At 62.7% G+C, this 15,678-nt stretch carries 13 protein-coding genes; 6 read left to right on the top strand and 7 right to left on the bottom strand.

Annotated elements, in window-relative coordinates; all coding sequences use genetic code 11:
- Positions 1–251: 251 nt before the first annotated feature.
- Entirely contained in the window at positions 252–1,259 is a 1,008-nt protein-coding gene (ansA, locus tag AACQ43_RS06570) for an asparaginase (RefSeq protein WP_011707130.1), read from the top strand.
- Positions 1,260–1,478: 219 nt separating this feature from the next.
- Here the strand turns inward: ansA and AACQ43_RS06575 are convergent, their stop codons facing one another.
- Together AACQ43_RS06575 and AACQ43_RS06580 are read right to left on the bottom strand one after the other, a co-directional pair.
- Positions 1,479–1,772, bottom strand: a complete 294-nt coding sequence (locus AACQ43_RS06575) for a YeaC family protein (protein ID WP_011707127.1) — start codon at positions 1,770–1,772, stop codon at positions 1,479–1,481.
- Positions 1,773–1,812: 40 nt separating this feature from the next.
- Positions 1,813–3,243, bottom strand: a complete 1,431-nt coding sequence (locus tag AACQ43_RS06580; protein ID WP_102988105.1) for a glyceraldehyde-3-phosphate dehydrogenase — start codon at positions 3,241–3,243, stop codon at positions 1,813–1,815.
- A gap of 197 nt (positions 3,244–3,440) precedes the next feature.
- Here AACQ43_RS06580 and AACQ43_RS06585 point away from each other — a divergent pair, with 197 nt between their 5' ends.
- Entirely contained in the window at positions 3,441–4,241 is an 801-nt protein-coding gene (locus AACQ43_RS06585) for a DUF2989 domain-containing protein (protein ID WP_076360455.1), read from the top strand.
- A gap of 6 nt (positions 4,242–4,247) precedes the next feature.
- Entirely contained in the window at positions 4,248–4,805 is a 558-nt protein-coding gene (locus tag AACQ43_RS06590) for an NUDIX domain-containing protein (RefSeq protein WP_017409320.1), read from the top strand.
- A gap of 61 nt (positions 4,806–4,866) precedes the next feature.
- Here the strand turns inward: AACQ43_RS06590 and sppA are convergent, their stop codons facing one another.
- Complete coding sequence (gene sppA, locus AACQ43_RS06595) at positions 4,867–6,711, bottom strand: signal peptide peptidase SppA (RefSeq protein WP_168966601.1); 1,845 nt, start codon at positions 6,709–6,711, stop codon at positions 4,867–4,869.
- Positions 6,712–7,021: 310 nt separating this feature from the next.
- Between sppA and AACQ43_RS06600 the strand changes: the two genes are divergently transcribed.
- The 3 genes from AACQ43_RS06600 to AACQ43_RS06610 all read left to right on the top strand — a co-directional run bounded on the left by AACQ43_RS06600 (position 7,022) and on the right by AACQ43_RS06610 (position 11,302).
- Positions 7,022–9,037 (top strand): NADPH-dependent 2,4-dienoyl-CoA reductase, encoded by a 2,016-nt coding sequence (locus AACQ43_RS06600; protein WP_168966603.1) that lies wholly within the window; start codon positions 7,022–7,024, stop codon positions 9,035–9,037.
- Between the two features lie 106 nt (positions 9,038–9,143).
- Positions 9,144–9,692, top strand: coding sequence for an NAD(P)H nitroreductase (locus tag AACQ43_RS06605; protein WP_168966605.1), 549 nt, complete (start codon positions 9,144–9,146; stop codon positions 9,690–9,692).
- Positions 9,693–10,222: 530 nt separating this feature from the next.
- Entirely contained in the window at positions 10,223–11,302 is a 1,080-nt protein-coding gene (locus AACQ43_RS06610; RefSeq protein WP_049048224.1) for a methyl-accepting chemotaxis protein, read from the top strand.
- Positions 11,303–11,322: 20 nt separating this feature from the next.
- Here the strand turns inward: AACQ43_RS06610 and AACQ43_RS06615 are convergent, their stop codons facing one another.
- The 4 genes from AACQ43_RS06615 to AACQ43_RS06630 all read right to left on the bottom strand — a co-directional run bounded on the left by AACQ43_RS06615 (position 11,323) and on the right by AACQ43_RS06630 (position 15,643).
- Positions 11,323–11,871, bottom strand: coding sequence for a sugar O-acetyltransferase (locus tag AACQ43_RS06615; protein WP_049048223.1), 549 nt, complete (start codon positions 11,869–11,871; stop codon positions 11,323–11,325).
- Between the two features lie 44 nt (positions 11,872–11,915).
- The gene (locus tag AACQ43_RS06620) at positions 11,916–12,920 is read right to left on the bottom strand and encodes a D-2-hydroxyacid dehydrogenase family protein (RefSeq protein ID WP_168966607.1); all 1,005 of its coding nucleotides are present in this window, start codon (positions 12,918–12,920) and stop codon (positions 11,916–11,918) included.
- Positions 12,921–13,220: 300 nt separating this feature from the next.
- Entirely contained in the window at positions 13,221–14,099 is an 879-nt protein-coding gene (gene prmA / locus AACQ43_RS06625; protein ID WP_168966609.1) for a 50S ribosomal protein L11 methyltransferase, read from the bottom strand.
- 527 nt (positions 14,100–14,626) lie between these two features.
- Positions 14,627–15,643: a zinc-binding alcohol dehydrogenase family protein gene (locus AACQ43_RS06630; RefSeq protein WP_168966611.1), complete on the bottom strand. Its 1,017-nt coding sequence runs from the start codon at positions 15,641–15,643 to the stop codon at positions 14,627–14,629.
- Positions 15,644–15,678 lie beyond the last annotated feature (35 nt).

Raw genomic sequence — 15,678 nt, forward strand, 5'->3', positions numbered from 1 at the left:
ACACTATTGGGTTAGTCGCCGTTTAATACCGGCTGCAGACCATTTTCCGGCTGTCATTTGGGGCGCCAGTCCCTATAATTCGGCGGTTTTTGGCCCGCCGGACGACACTGGTGGGATGTGAGCTGGCTGCCCGGCGCGCTATCATGGGCGGGCTTTCGGCCCATGGCGAACGCGGCGGGCAGTCGATGCCGCCGTTTCGCCCCGGCTTAGCCACGATTCGCGGGTGTTGTGCCCATCAAAGAGGAGAGGGTGTGAAGAAGTCCATCTACATCGCCTACACAGGCGGCACCATAGGGATGCAGCGGTCCGACCACGGTTATGTGCCGATGGCGGGCTTCATGGAAGACTGTCTGGCGCGGATGCCCGAGTTCCATCGTCCCGAGATGCCGGATTACCATATTCACGAATATGCGCCCCTCATCGACTCCTCCGACATGACGCCGGCGGATTGGCAGCGCATCGCCGAGGATATTAAAGGCAACTACGACAAGTACGACGGTTTCGTCATTCTGCACGGCACCGACACCATGTCGTTTACCGCTTCGGCGCTCTCCTTCATGCTCGAAGATCTGCACAAGCCGGTCATCATCACCGGCTCCCAGATCCCGCTCGCCGAGCTGCGCTCCGACGGTCAGCAGAACCTGCTCAATGCTCTCTACATCGCGGCCAACTACCCGATCCACGAGGTGACGCTGTTCTTCAACAACCAGCTCTACCGCGGCAACCGCAGCAAGAAGGTGCACGCCGACGGCTTCCACGCCTTCGATTCGCCCAACTACCCGCCGCTGCTCAACGCCGGCATTGCCATCTCGCTGGAAGCGGGCGAGCTGGGCGTGCCGTCCGAGCGGCCGCTGGTGCTGCACGACATCACCCCCCAGCCCATCGGCGTGGTGACCCTCTATCCGGGCATCTCGGCCGAGGTGATCGCCAACATCCTGCAGCAGCCGGTGCGGGCGCTGATCCTGCTCTCCTTCGGGGTGGGCAATGCGCCGCAGAATCCGGCCATGCTGGCGCTGCTCTCCGAGGCGTCGGCCCGCGGCGTCATCATCGTCAACCTGAGCCAGTGTCTGCACGGCAAGGTCAACATGGGGGGCTATGCCACCGGCAATGCGCTGTCGCGGGCCGGGGTCATCTCGGGCTTCGACATGACCGCCGAGGCGGCGCTAACCAAGCTGCACTTCCTGCTGAGCCAGGATCTGCCGGCGCCGCGCATCCGCGAGCTGATGCAGCAGTCGCTGCGCGGGGAGCTGACCCCCTGACTGGTTTCCCCCTCACCCTAACCCTCTCCCAGTGGGAGAGGGGATAGATCGAGGTGGCGAGGTTTGCCATGAAGATCGCCGGCAGGTGGCCCGCTTACTGTTCGCAGCTGCGAGTCTGCTCCCCTGGCGGGAGAAGGGCCGGGGATGAGGGGATATGTCAGGAAAAAGAGAGGGGAGCCATATTGGCTCCCCTCTTTCGTTGTGGCGGGTGGGTCAGGCTCAGTGGTTGAGGTCGACCCGCACTATCTCTTCTTCGTCGCGATACTGACGCTTGAGCTCGCTCTTGCTCTTCATCACGATCTCGCCGTCACGGCCGATGTTCATGTGCTCGGGGTTGTCGAGGTGCATCGCCTGCCAGGCCATCACAGCCTGTAGCGACGTGGCCTTCTGCTCGTCGGTGAGCGGCTTGCCGTCCGGCCACTTGCCGAGCTCGACCGCCGTCTTGAGGCGCTCGTACACCTCTGCGGGCATCTGCCTGATTGCTTGTAGAAACTCACCTTGTTGAAACGACATCCGGCCTTCTCCTTGCACATTGAGCCATGACGAATCGGGATCAGACCGGCAGATCCTGGCGAACTGCGCCAGCCATCTGCTCCATCACCCGCACTACCTGACAACTGTACCCGAACTCGTTGTCATACCATACGTAGAGCACGCAGTGATCCCCCTCGGCGATGGTGGCCTGAGAGTCGACGATGCCCGCAAAACGGGAGCCCACCATGTCGGAAGAGACCAGCTCGGTGCTGGCGCTGAAGTCGATCTGGCGATGCAGGGCCGAGCTCAGTGCCATCTGCTGCAGATAGGCATTGAGGCTCTCCCGATCGGTGGTCTGTTCCAGCGACAGATTAATGATGGCAAGCGATACGTTGGGGGTCGGCACCCGGATGGCGTTGCCAGTCAGCTTGCCCTTGAGCTCCGGCAGCGCCTTGGCCACCGCCTTGGCGGCGCCGGTGCTGGTCATCACCATGTTGAGGGCTGCGCTGCGACCGCGGCGCTCGCCCTTGTGATAGTTGTCGATGAGGTTCTGGTCGTTGGTGTAGGAGTGGACCGTCTCCACGTGGCCGTGGCGGATGCCGTATTTGTCCTGCATCACCTTGAGCACCGGGGTGATGGCGTTGGTGGTGCAGGAGGCGGCGGAGATGATCTTGTCATCCGGCCCAATCACCTCGTGGTTGACCCCGAACACCACGTTCTTCATCTCCCCCTTGCCGGGAGCGGTCAGCAGCACCCGGGCGGCGCCGCGCGCCTTGAGGTGTTCAGACAGCCCCGCCTCGTCACGCCAGACCCCGGTGTTGTCGACGATCAGCGCATCGTGAATGCCGTAGGCGGTGTAGTCGATGTCGGCCGGGCTGTTTGCATAGATCACCTGGATGAAGGTGCCATTGGCGATGATGGCACTGCGTTCCACATCCACCTCGATGGAGCCGTTGAAGGGGCCGTGCACCGAGTCTCGGCGCAGCAGGCTGGCACGCTTCTCCAGATCCCCGTCACGACCGCCGCGCACCACGATGGCGCGCAGTCGCAGGGAGTTGGCGGCGCCGGTACGCTCGATCAGCAGCCGGGCCAGCAGGCGGCCGATGCGGCCAAAGCCGTACAGCACAACGTCGGTGGGGGCAGGTACACCGCGACCCAGGGCCGGCGCCAGCTTGGCACGAAGGTAGTCGTCGATGCCGGCTTCATCCTGGTGATCCTGCCAGTAACCCACGGCCAGCTTGCCCAGATCGATCTCGGCGGCGGTCGGGTTCAGGGCCAGGATGGCTTGCAGCAGGGGAAAGCTTTGTTGGATCGGGAGGGGAGCTCCCTGGTGGCGGCGAACGACCCGGTGGGCCTTGAGGATATCGATGGTGGAGGCGTTTTGCAGCGGGCGGCCGAAGATGGTGATCTCGATCCCCTGCTGGCGGTAGAGGCGACCGATCAAGGGTTGCATGGCTTCGGCGAGCTCCTGGCTCTCCTGCCACGCCTGCAGATAGTGCTCGTGGGTCATTGACCAGATCCTTTATTTCACGTTGTTGGGGCAAATAGAAATTCGTCGAATGCAGATCAGTGTAGGGGTGTATATTTCGTTATATTATTCTGCAGTCGCGGCCTTATACGGCGCGCGCATTGTAATGGATATGTAATCCGTTTGCTAGCCAAGGGTGGCCATGGCAGGCTGCAATTGTTACCAACAAGATATGAACCATGACCCCTTTTCCAGCTCGTTCCCTGTTGTTCGGCCTCTGTTTCGGCCTGCTGCTCACCGCCTGTGACGATGACAGGATCCACAACATCTGTGCCAATTACCCGGCCCTCTGTCAGGATCTGGTGGATGACGGCTGGTGTCGTTACGAGCGCAGCGACATCATCCGGGCCCGCTACTACCTGCAGGCGGAGGGGACCGAGCGGCGCCAGTACGAGTTGATGCGCAGCCTGGAGCGTTATCTCAAATGTGCCGAACGCTCCACCAACATCGAGTACAAGCGGGCCCGCGAGCAGAAGAGCCCGCGGGTGGAGGGGATGCTGGCGGCCGGCGAACAACTGGCCCAGCTCGACGCCGCTACCCGCAATGCCAAAGATCCCTACCTGCTGCTCTGGCACTGGACCAACAACACCAACGAGCTGGCTCGCCAGCAGTTTCTTGCGCTGGAGGGGCAACCCGTGCTGGAGGAGCCCGAGCTGCAACTGGCACTTGGGGGCATCTATGCCAAGCGCGAGCCGCAAAAGGCCATCGCGCTGATGCAGCACGCCCTCTCCCTTTACCGGGAAGGGGATCAGGTCAACGGCCGGGTCCTTACCTCCCTCAGCACCCTCTACATGGGCCAGAAGCAGTACGGACAGGCCTATCTGTGGGGCAAGGTGAGCGAGTCGTTTCAGAATGCCGCCGAGGTGTCGGCCACCCGTTTCAGCCTCTATCACTCCCTGAGCAAGCAAGAGCAGGAGAGCCTGGACAGCCAGGCTGCCACCCTGGTTGAGCAACTGAAAAGCGGGACCTATCGTCCCTGAACCCTGATGAACCACATTGAATCTCTGGCCAGCGACTGGCCACACCCCTTCGACATCCGGCTCACCCACGGCCGGGTCAACACAGATGGCCGCCAGCTGGAGCGGGTCACCGTCAGGGCCGTGGTGCTGCGCGGCGACCAGCTGCTGCTGGTGCACTCCCGGGTCAACGGCGATCTGATGTTTCCCGGTGGCGGCATCGAGCACGGGGAGTGTCACCGCACGGCCCTCGCGCGCGAGCTGCGCGAAGAGTGCGGTGCCGAGCTGGTGGCGGTCGGTGCCCTGCTTGGCGAGACGCGGGAGTACCGGCCGGCCCGCGAGGCTGACTACGATGCCTACTGCATCCGCTCCTTCTACTACCTCTGTCAGGTGGGGGAGGCGTGGTGTGAACCGCAGCCCCAGCCCTACGAGATAAGGCTCGGTTTCACCCCTGGCTGGTTCGAACTGGCCGAGGCGCTGCAGACCAACAAGACCCAGCTGGCAGGCCCCTGTCCGCAGTGGACGGTGCGAGAGACCCGGGTGCTGGCTGAGTTGCACCACTGGCACGGCGCCGGCCTGCTGGGCTGAACGCAGCCCGCACGCCATAAAAAAAACCGCCCCAAGGCGGTTTTTTTTCGTTTGCTGCCGATCAGAGCGTACAGACCGGGCAGAGGGCGTAGGTGCCCTGCGGATCGTTGAAGCGGGTCAGCGGGTCCAGGCTGCGGTTTACCTCCACCAGTGCCTTGCCGAGCCCGGCCGGCAACCAGCTCTGCAGGTGGGAAGCCAGCACTTGGGCGCTGCTGTCGAACAGCTGGCGCAGGAACTTGTCTTTGGCCGACTCCTCCTGCTCGATGGGGGTGACCTGCCACTCCTTGAGGTTGGCCAGCTCGGCCGCCGCCTTGATGGCCGCCTCCTGATCGCCAAACTCGTCCACCAGTCCCAGCGCCTTGGCATCCTGACCGGTCCAGACCCGGCCTTCGGCTGCTTTCTCGGTCTCTTCCGGGCTCAGGCCACGGCCCTTGCTCACCAGACCGACGAAACGCTGGTAGGTGTCTTCCACGCTCAGCTGGATCGCCTGGCCGACGTGTTCCGGCAGGGCTCGGGTCAGGCCGACGCCGACATAGTCGGTGGTGCCGACGCCGTCGGAGTGTACCCCGTACTGGGAGAGCGCCTTGTCGATGGTGGCGAACATGCCGAACACCCCGATGGAGCCGGTGAGGGTGGCGGGGGAGGCGAAGATCTTGTCCGCATCGGCGGAGATCCAGTAGCCACCGGAGGCGGCGTAGCTGCCCATGGAGATCACTACCGGCTTGCCGGCCTGTTTGAGGGCCAGCAGCTCGGCGCGGATCTGCTCGGCGGCGAAGGCGCTGCCGCCCGGGCTGTCGACCCGCAGCACCAGGGCTTTCACTTTGTCGTCGCGGCGGGCATCGGCCAGCAGGTCGGCGAGGCTGTCGCCACCGATGGTGCCGGCTGGCTGGACACCATCCATGATGGCGCCGCTGGCGACGATGAGGCCCACCTCATCCTTGCCGCTCTGGGGATACTGGCTCGGGATGGCGGCCAGGTACTCCTTGAGGCCCACGCCCTTCCAGCCGTGGTCATCGCTCTCGCCCACTTCCTTGATCACCGCCTGGGTCATCTCGTCGCGGGTCGCCAGCTGGTCCACCAGACCGTTGTCGAGGGCGTAGTTGGCGGCGTTGCCGCCGGCCTTGCGCAGCAGCTCGAGGAAGCGATCCTTGCCCGGTGCCACGGCGTCCGGTTCGATCTCCCGCTGCTCGGCCACGTCGGCCACATAGGATTGCCACAGCTGATCCAACCAGCGCTGATTCGCCTCCTTGCTCTCGGGGGACATCTCGTCACGGGTGTAGGGTTCGACGAAGGATTTGTAGGTGCCGACCTTGAACACGTGCGGGGTGATGTTGAGCTTCTCCAGCGCCGACTTGTAGTAGGTCTGGTAGACGCCGAGCCCCTCGATCACCACGGCGCCGCTCTGGTTGAGCAGCACGTGATCGGCGTGGGCGGCTAGCAGATATTGGCCCTGGGTGTAGAAGTCGGCCATGGCGATGACCGGCTTGCCGCTCTCCTTGAATGCATCGATGGCGCTCGCCACCTCCTGCAGTTTGGAGAAGCTGGTGCCCTGCAGCCCCTGGGGCTTGATCACCAGCGCCTTGATGCGATCGTCATCCTTGGCGCTTTTGATGGCCCACAGCAGATCGGAGAGGACGATCTCGCTGGGCAGCTCGTCGCTGTTGTCCACCTGGCGCAGCAGCTGCACCGTGGGATCGGTCTGCGAGCGCTGTTCCACCAGCACGCCGGAGAGATTGAGGGTGAGGGCCCCTTCGATGGGGGCGCTGGGCGCCTCTTTCTGGCTGATGCTGAAGACGATGATCAAGACCACGACGAGAAACAGCAGATTGACCAGCATCAGCCGGGTGAAATTGAGCAGGCGCCACAGGCTGCGAAACAGCCAACCCAGACCTTTGAAAATAGACATAGTCGCGTTATCGCCCTGTTAATGGGGAGGGAAGCGCCATTATTAACCAGTTGGCCGGTGAAATGCCATTTCCGCTTGGACAGGATCGGAGCCCGGTTGTTCGGAACACGTCTGTTCGCCGAAAAATTGTCCAAACATTTGTTTGAAAAAGCATTTTCGATTCTTTACTCTAGCCTCGGTTTGATAACAAAAAATTAACTGGAGGCCCTGTGAGCCGCCCACCCATCCTGCCGTCGTGTCTTGGGCTTGAGTCCAGGCGGCGGGGAATGGGCGTGGTGCCATCCAGCCGGGCCCCGAAAAGGAGTTCATGATGAGCCGTTACCCGACCCTGCTGACCCCCCTCGATCTCGGCTTTACCCAGCTGCGCAACCGCGTGTTGATGGGATCCATGCACACCGGCCTCGAAGAGGAGAAGGGGGGCTTTGACAAGCTGGCCGCCTTCTATGGCGAGCGGGCCCGGGGCGGGGTCGGCCTCATCGTGACTGGCGGCATCGCCCCCAACCTGCGTGGCCGGCTGGTGCCCCACGGCTCCCAGCTGAGCTTTCCCTGGCAGGTGGCCAAGCACAAGAAGGTGACCAGTGCGGTACATCAGGAGGGGGGCAAGATAGCACTGCAGATCCTCCATGCCGGCCGCTACGCCTATCATCCATTCAGCCTGGCACCGAGCGCCCTCAAGGCCCCCATCTCTCCGTTCAAGCCGCGCGCCATGAGCGAGCGGCAGATCCGCGGCACCATCCGCGACTTCGCCGCCACCGCACAACTGGCCAGGAGCGCGGGCTACGACGGGGTCGAGGTGATGGGGTCGGAAGGCTATCTCATCAACCAGTTCATCTGCGAGCGCACCAACAAGCGCACCGATGGCTGGGGTGGCAGCAGTGAAAACCGCATGCGCTTCCCGGTGGAGATTGTCCGCGCCATCCGTGAGCGGGTCGGGCCGGATTTCATCATCATCTTCCGCCTCTCCATGCTGGATCTGGTGGAGCAGGGCTCCTCCCTTGAGGAAGTGATCGCCCTTGGCAAGGCGCTGGAGCAGGTGGGAGTCACCCTCATCAACACCGGCATCGGCTGGCACGAGGCGCGCATTCCCACCATCGCCACCAGCGTGCCGCGCGGCGCCTTTAGCTGGGTGACCGCCGAGCTGAAAAAGCACCTCAAGGTACCGCTCATCACCACCAACCGGATCAACACCCCCGAGGTGGCCGAGCGCATTCTTGCGGGCGGCGAGGCGGACATGGTCTCCATGGCGCGCCCCTTCCTGGCGGACCCGGAATTTGTCATCAAGGCTGCTGAAGACAGAGCGGACGAGATCAACACCTGCATCGCCTGCAACCAGGCCTGTCTTGACCATGTCTTCAAACAGAAGCGGGCCTCCTGCCTGGTCAACCCGCGCGCCTGCTTCGAGACCGAACTCACCTTTGGCCGGGTGCCCCAGCCCAAGAAGCTGGCGGTGGTGGGCGCAGGTCCCGCCGGGCTGGCGTTTGCCTGCTACGCCGCCGAGCGCGGCCATCAGGTGAGCCTGTTCGATCAGGCCAGCGAAATCGGCGGCCAGTTCAACTTCGCCAAGCAGATCCCGGGCAAGGAGGAGTTTCACGAAACCTTGCGCTACTTTGCCAAGCGGCTGGAGAAGTGCGGCGTCGAGCTCTATCTGGGCCAGCGCCAGAGTGCCGAGAGCCTCTTGGGCGGCGGTTTTGACGAGGTGATCCTCGCCACCGGCATCCGCCCGCGCACTCCCAACATTCCAGGTATCGAGCATGCCAAGGTGATGAGCTACCTCGATGTCTTGCGGGATCACAAGCCGGTGGGCGAGAAGGTGGCAGTGATCGGTGCCGGCGGCATCGGCTTTGACGTGGCCGAATACCTGGTAGAGGGCAAGGGGGATCGCAGTCGCGATCACTGGCTCAAGGAGTGGGGTATCGACAAGCAGCTTGGCGAGCGCGGCGGCCTGATGGCCCCGGTGATCGACGCCCCCGAGCGCCAGGTCTGGCTGCTGCAGCGCAAGGAGAGCAAGGTGGGCGACGGCCTGGGCAAGACCACCGGCTGGATCCACCGCACCGTGCTCAAGAATCGCAAGGTGGAGATGCTCTCCGGCGTGCAGTACCTGCGTATCGACGATGAAGGGCTTCACATTCAGGTGGGCGAACAGCAGCAGTGTCTGCCGGTGGATCAGGTGATCATCTGCGCCGGCCAGGAGCCGCTCAAGGAGCTGCAGGCCGGTCTGCAGGCGGTGGGCAAGCCGGTACACATCATCGGCGGGGCCGACGTGGCCGCCGAGCTGGACGCGAAGCGTGCCATCCGCCAGGGGGCCGAACTGGCTGCAGTCATCTAGTCAGCGGGCCGCCATGCATTGCGACAAACCCCTGATGCTCAGGGGTTTTCTTCATCCGGTGCTGTGCTAAGGTAGCGCCATCATAGCCCCTGACAAGGAACTGCCCATGGATGCCCTCCACCTGTTACTGAATCGTCACTCCTGTGGTCGTCTGGCCGAGCCCGCCCCGAGCGGCGAGATACTCGACAATATCCTCAAGGCCGGGTTGCGGGCGCCGGATCATGGCACCCTGACCCCCTGGCAGTTCATCCTGTTTGAAGGGGAGGGGCGCGAACGGCTCGGTACCCTGCTGGCACAGGCTGCTCGCAGCCGCGGTGAGGATGAGGAGAGCATCAAGAAGTGTCAGGAAGCTCCGCTGCGCGCACCGCTGCTGATCGCGGTGGCAACCCGCTATCAGGAGCATCCCAAGGTGCCGCGGCTGGAGCAGGAGCTCTCCGCCGGCTGCGCCCTGATGGCGATGCAGATGGCGGCCCAGGCCCAGGGCTTCAACGGCATCTGGCGCTCCGGCTGGTTCATTTTCGACGAGCAGATCAATGAAGGGTTGGGACTGGCACCGGAGGATCAGCTGGTGGGCTTCCTCTACCTCGGTACCCCCATGCTGGAGGCCCGCAAGCTGCGCGAGCTGCCGGTGAGCGAGTTCGTGCGCCGCTTCTAGTCTGCCTCATTACTGGCAAGGCCCTGACTTGTCAGGGCTTTTTTGTTTCTGGTGACAGGCTGTACTGATATTTGGAAGATTGCCAAGAGGGCGGCCGTGGCTGGCAGGGAATTTTTTAAATAGTGAGATGCCGTTCTCAATCCTGGTTTATTACGCTATGTAAAACGTTTGCGCCTCGTTAATATCCCTGTGCCAGTTTAGAAGGTGACCCCTTCTAATTTTCTGCGATGAGAGTCGCAATTCCGTAGCACCTTTTTACAGCCCAACGTCTTGATGACATTGGGCTTCATTTTTTGTAGGGCCGGTATTTCCGCGTTCTTTTTCCTCTTCTTATCTACCTCACCCTGCCTCTTTGCGGCGATCTTTTGCACAGTTATGCGTGTGGCCTCGATTGGAATCAGGATCAGGATCAAAGATCCTGCATTTACAGGTGAAATCCGGCTCGGGATCCGCCAGCATCGACAGAGACAAGAGAGCCAGAGGCTTCCCTTTGACATCGACTGCCCGCACCTATGCCATCCGGAGGCCATATGTGGTTCAACCGCAAGCTTGAAAAAGAGAATCAACAGCTTAGGGAGGCGTTGCTTCTCAAAGAGCAGCAGCACCAGAGCGAGCTGGCCGAATTGCGAGCCACCATCGGTGAGTACGAGCACATGCAGCGCACCAGTCGGGAGCATGGCGATCTCTTCAATCAGGTGATCTCCTGTCAGAATCAGGGGGGAGAGATGTTGCAGAGCGTGCGGGAAGCACTGGCCGGCAGTGCCGAGCACCTGATGGCGGAAAAGGGAGCACTCTGCGAGCTGGATCAGCTCTTTGCCCAGACAAGGGGCGCCATCACCCGTCTTTCCAATCGTGCCCATGCCATCACGGATGAGGCTGTTCGCAGTCTCACGGCCGTCCATCAGCTCGATACCAGCACGTCCGCCATCAACCAGTTCGTGACCGCCATCCAGGGGATTTCGGAGCAGACCAACTTGCTGGCACTCAATGCGGCCATCGAGGCGGCCAGGGCCGGTGAAGCTGGTCGAGGATTCGCCGTGGTCGCCGATGAGGTGCGTCAGTTGGCGAGCAAGGCCCATGAGGCCAGCAGCCAGATCGAGGTGCTGGTCAAGCAGATAGTGGCCCAGGCACAGGAGATCAAGTCCATCATCGATGACAACCAGGCCAGTGCCGCCGAAGTGGCGACCTCCTCCTCCCAGATCGATGTGGTGGTGACCCAGGTGTTGGCACAATCTGGCCGGATGCAGCAGGTGATCCACAGCGCGGCCACCACCTCCTTCCTCAATACCACCAAGCTGGATCACGCCGTCTGGAAAAACACCATCTATCGGCTCATCGATCAGCAGCATTTTCACGAGCCGGTGAGCGACCACGCTCAGTGCAGGTTGGGTAAATGGTATTTAGAGGGGCAGGGTGCCGAGCTCTTTGCCCACAAGCCGGGCTTTCGTGAACTGGACGGGCCGCACAAGCGGGTCCACGAGAGCGGCAAGGCTGCCCTGCACGCGCGCGAGCAGGGGGATATCAAAGGGATGGTCGAGCAGCTCAAGACCATGGAAAACGCCAGCATGCAGGTGGTGCACTGCATCGACCGCTTGCTGGAGAGCGCCTGAGCGAGCCTCGGGCCCTCTGCCTAGTCTTTGACTGGCAAAAGCCGGGCCGGGTTGCCCACCACCCTGGCGCCGGCCGGCACGTCTTTGGTGACCACGGCTCCAGCGCCCACAACAGCTTCCCGCCCTATGGTGACACCGGGCAGCAGGATGGCACCGCCGCCAATCCAGACCCTGTCTTCAATGGTGACCGGCAGCGCCGTCTCAACCCCCTGAATGCGCTCATCGGCATCCAGCGCATGGGCGGCGGTGTAGATCTGCACGTTTGGCCCAATCATCACCTCGGCGCCGATGCGAATGGGGGCATTGTCCAGCAGGGTGGCCCCCATGTTGATGTAGCTGCGCTCGCCAAGGTAGATGTGGCGGCCATAGGTGCAGTAGAGGGGCGGGCAAATGAAGGCACCCTGGGCCAGCTCGCCGACGATCTGCTGCAGCAGCGCCAGCTGCTCATCCTCCTTGTCGCTGCGATTGAGGCGGCGGTACAGACGGGCCGTCTCCCGGCGCAACAGATCCAGTTCCGGTGCCATGCAGTTGTAGGGCTGGCTGGCGATCATCTTGTCGTACTCGGTCATGGCTGCTCCTGTGGCTTGCCTTGGTGGCGCATGGGGTTCACATGTTAGCGGTCCGGCCGCCGGATAACCGTGATCAGCGGCCCGCTGGGCAGCACCAGATTGGTCGGCCTGCCCTCGGCAAAGGCAATCAGGTTGTCAAAGGCGGCCTGAAAGTAGAGCTGGTAGCTGTTGCGCTCCACATAGCCGAGATGGGGCGTGGCCAGCACATTGGGCAGGCGCAGCAAAGGCTCGCTTTGCGCCGTGGCCGGCTCTGCGTCGAACACGTCGAGCGCTGCACGCCGGGTGGGGTTGGCGGCGAGTTCAGCATAAAGGGCGCCCGGTTCGACAAGCTCAGCTCGACTGACGTTGACCAGCAGGGAGTCGGCCTTCATCCGCGCGAGATCGGTGCGGGTCACACAGCCACGGGTTGCCTCGTGCAGGCGCAGATGCAAAGAGAGGATGTCGGCGTCACGAAAGAAGGCCTCCTTGTCGGGGGCGCTGGCATGGCCATCCCGCTCGGCCTGCTGGCGGGAACCCTCGCTGCCCCAGATCAGCACCGACATGCCAAAGGCCCGGCCGTAACCGGCCACCAGCCTGCCAATCTTGCCGTAGCCCCAGATGCCGAGCGTCAGCCCCTGCAAGGTACGGCCCAGCCCCAGTGTACCGGATTGCTGCCACTGTCCCTGGGCGAGGGCATGACAATAGGCCGGGAGGTGGCGGGAGGCGGCTATGATGAGCGCCCAGCAGAGCTCGGCGGGCGCCACCGGGCTGCCGATGCCTTCAGCGACGGCCACCCCGTGGCGCTGACACAGGAGGGGGTCGATATGTTGGCTGATCTTGCCGGTCTGACTGATGAGCCGAAGGGAGGGGAGCCTGCGCAGCAACGCCTCGTCGATGCGGGTGCGCTCGCGGATCAGTACCAGCGCTTCCACCCCTGCCAGCTTGGCGGCAAGGCGCTCGGGGTCAGGTTCGCTTTGGGTGAGGATGGTGACGTCGTGGCCTGCCAGGCGCGTAAAGCAGGGCAGATGACGCACCTGATCCTGATAGTCATCCAGTATGGCAATCCGCATAAGCACTCCGTGTCGCAAGGGGGACTGGCGGCCTATCCTACCGGAAACGGGGTGAGCTGTGTGGTCAAATGAGCACTGATTGCAGTGCGGGTATGGATGGTGCTGGTTGGCCGTACCAGAGAGGTGGCTGCTGCGGGCAGGTTGAAAACAGGCGAGGCTCCCGTGTGGGAGCCCCGTTGGCAGCTTTGTGTCAATGACTTAGCCGAGTTTGCAGCCGATAGGTTGGCAACTGCCGTGGCTTGTTGCTTATTAGCCGAGTTTGCGGCCGATGGGTTGGCAGCCGCCGTGGTTTGTTGCTTATTAGCCGAGTTTGCGGCCGGAGAGGCGGCACCACTCTTCCTTGACGGCGGTCGGATCCATCTCGAACCACTGGCCGTAGATGGTCTCCAGCTCCGGCGCCTGGCTTTCCAGCACGCCGGAGAGGGCCATCAGGCTGCCCGCTTTGCCGTGGCCGGCGATCAGCGGCGCCAGTTCGCGCAGCGGGCCGGCCAGGATGTTGGCGACCACCACGTCCGCTTCGACATCTTGCGGCTGATCCGCCGGCAGATAGAGCTCTATCTGATCGGCGACGCCATTGCGCTCGGCGTTGTCACGGCTGGCCTGGATGGCCTGCGGATCGATGTCGATGCCGATGACCCGGGCGGCACCCAGTTTCAGGGCGGCAATGCCGAGGATGCCGGAGCCGCAACCAAAGTCGACCACGGTTTTACCGGCCAGATCCAGACTGTCCAGCCACTGCAGGCAGAGCGCCGTGGTGGGGTGGGTACCGGTACCGAAGGCCAGACCTGGGTCCAGCATGACGTTGACCGCATCGGGGTTCGGCACGTCGCGCCAGCTCGGGCAGATCCAGAGCCGCTCGCCGAACTGCATGGGGTGGAAGTGATCCATCCACTCGCGCACCCAGTCCTTGTCTTCCAGCTGCTCCACCTTGTAGCCAACGTCCTCACCGAAGATCTGCTGGAAGAAGGCGATGGTGGGCGCCGGATCGGTTTCGGCGTCGAACAGCCCCATTACTTCAGTCTCGCCCCAGAGCGGGGTTTCGCCCGGCATGGGTTCATAGACGGGCACATCCTTGGCATCCATAAAGGTCACCGCCTGGGCACCACGCCCCAGCAGCATGTTGCTCACCTTGTCTGCGGTCTTGGCAGTGGCGTTGATTCGAATTTGTATCCAGGGCATGGCGTCGACTCTTCATAAATGTGAAACCGCGGGATTCTATCATCATGGGCGTGTGCTGTCGTGGTTTGCCCATGCAGTGTGGTGGAGGATGCGGTCTTTGCCGAATTGGCACGGTTAATGTATTCCTCATTGGGTGACGGGAAGCAACCTGTTCCCGCTGAATGCTTTGCTCTAGGAAAGTTCCGTCATCTTTTTCAGCCACCTTCGGGTGGCTTTTTTTTTGCCTGCAGGTTGGCCGGGGGCTGCAGACCCCGGTGGCAGGGTGCAATGTGGCAAGCAAGCGGGGAGAGGGGTGGGATTGGCACACTAGCTGCAAAGATACAGAGGTCCTGCATAAGGATATGTGTGTGATTGTTACCCCAACGTTCAGGTATTTAGGGCCATCCCGGCGGGATGGCCCCTTTTTTTGGCTCTTTTTATGGTGATGCTGCGTGGTGACTGTCTGTTGCCTGATGTGAGTTGTGCTGTGATGGGGCTTGTCACTGGTGAGTTCACCCCATGATGGTGCAGTTTTTACCCATAAGGGATTAGTTGCCGAACTGGCTCATGTCGATCACCAGCTTGCCCACCATGCGGCCGGCTTCCACCTCGGCATGGGCCTGAGCCAGGGTGGTCGGGGTCAGCTCGGCCACCACCTTGCTGAGTGTGGTCTTGACCACGCCCTGATCCACCAGGGCGGCGACCAGCCCCAGCAGGTTGTGCTGCTCGATCATGTCCGGGGTCTGGAACAGGGAGCGGGTAAACATGAACTCCTGGCTGAAGGTGACGCTCTTGCTCTTGAGCAGGGAGAGGTCCCAGGGCACGCTCGATTCGGCGATGGTGCAGATATGGCCGAACGGGCTGATGAGGCTGGCCATGGCATCCCAGTGCTGCTCGGTGGCATTGGTGCAGAAGATGGCATCTACCTGAGTGATGCCGAGGGCGGTGAGCTCCTCCTGCAACTGGTGATGGCTCACCACCTGGTGGGCCCCCATCTGCAGGCACCAGGCCCGGGTCTCGGGGCGCGAGGCGGTGGCGATCACCTCCATGCCGGTGAGCTGGCGGGCCAGCTGGATGGCGATGGAGCCCACGCCACCGGCGCCGCCGATGATCAGCAGCCGTCCGCGGCTCTCGCGGGTGAGGCGCATGCGCTCGAACAGGGTTTCCCAGGCGGTGATGGCTGTGAGCGGCAGGGCGGCAGCTTCCAGGTCGCTCAGGCTGGTGGGGGCGAGGGCGGCGATGCGCTCATCCACCAGTTGCAGGGCGCTGTTGCTGCCGGGGCGGCTGATGTCGCCGGCATACCAGACCCGGTCGCCCACCTTGAACAGGGTCACCTCGCGGCCGACGGCGATCACTTCGCCCACGGCGTCCCAGCCCAGTATCCGCGGGCTGCTCTCGACCTTGGCCTTGGGGGCGCGCACCTTGGTGTCGACCGGGTTGATGGAGGTGGCGTTGACCCGCACCAGCAGGTCGCGCGGGCCCGGCGTCGGGTCGGCCAGATTGACCTCGATGAAGCAGTCGGGATGATCGCTCGGCAGATAGTGGGTCAGGGCGATGGCTTTCATGGCAGTTCCTTTCAAATCGGTTGGATGGGGATTGC

The sequence above is a fragment of the Aeromonas sp. DNRA1 genome (genome assembly GCF_963888745.1).
Taxonomy (GTDB): Bacteria; Pseudomonadota; Gammaproteobacteria; order Enterobacterales; family Aeromonadaceae; genus Aeromonas; species Aeromonas hydrophila.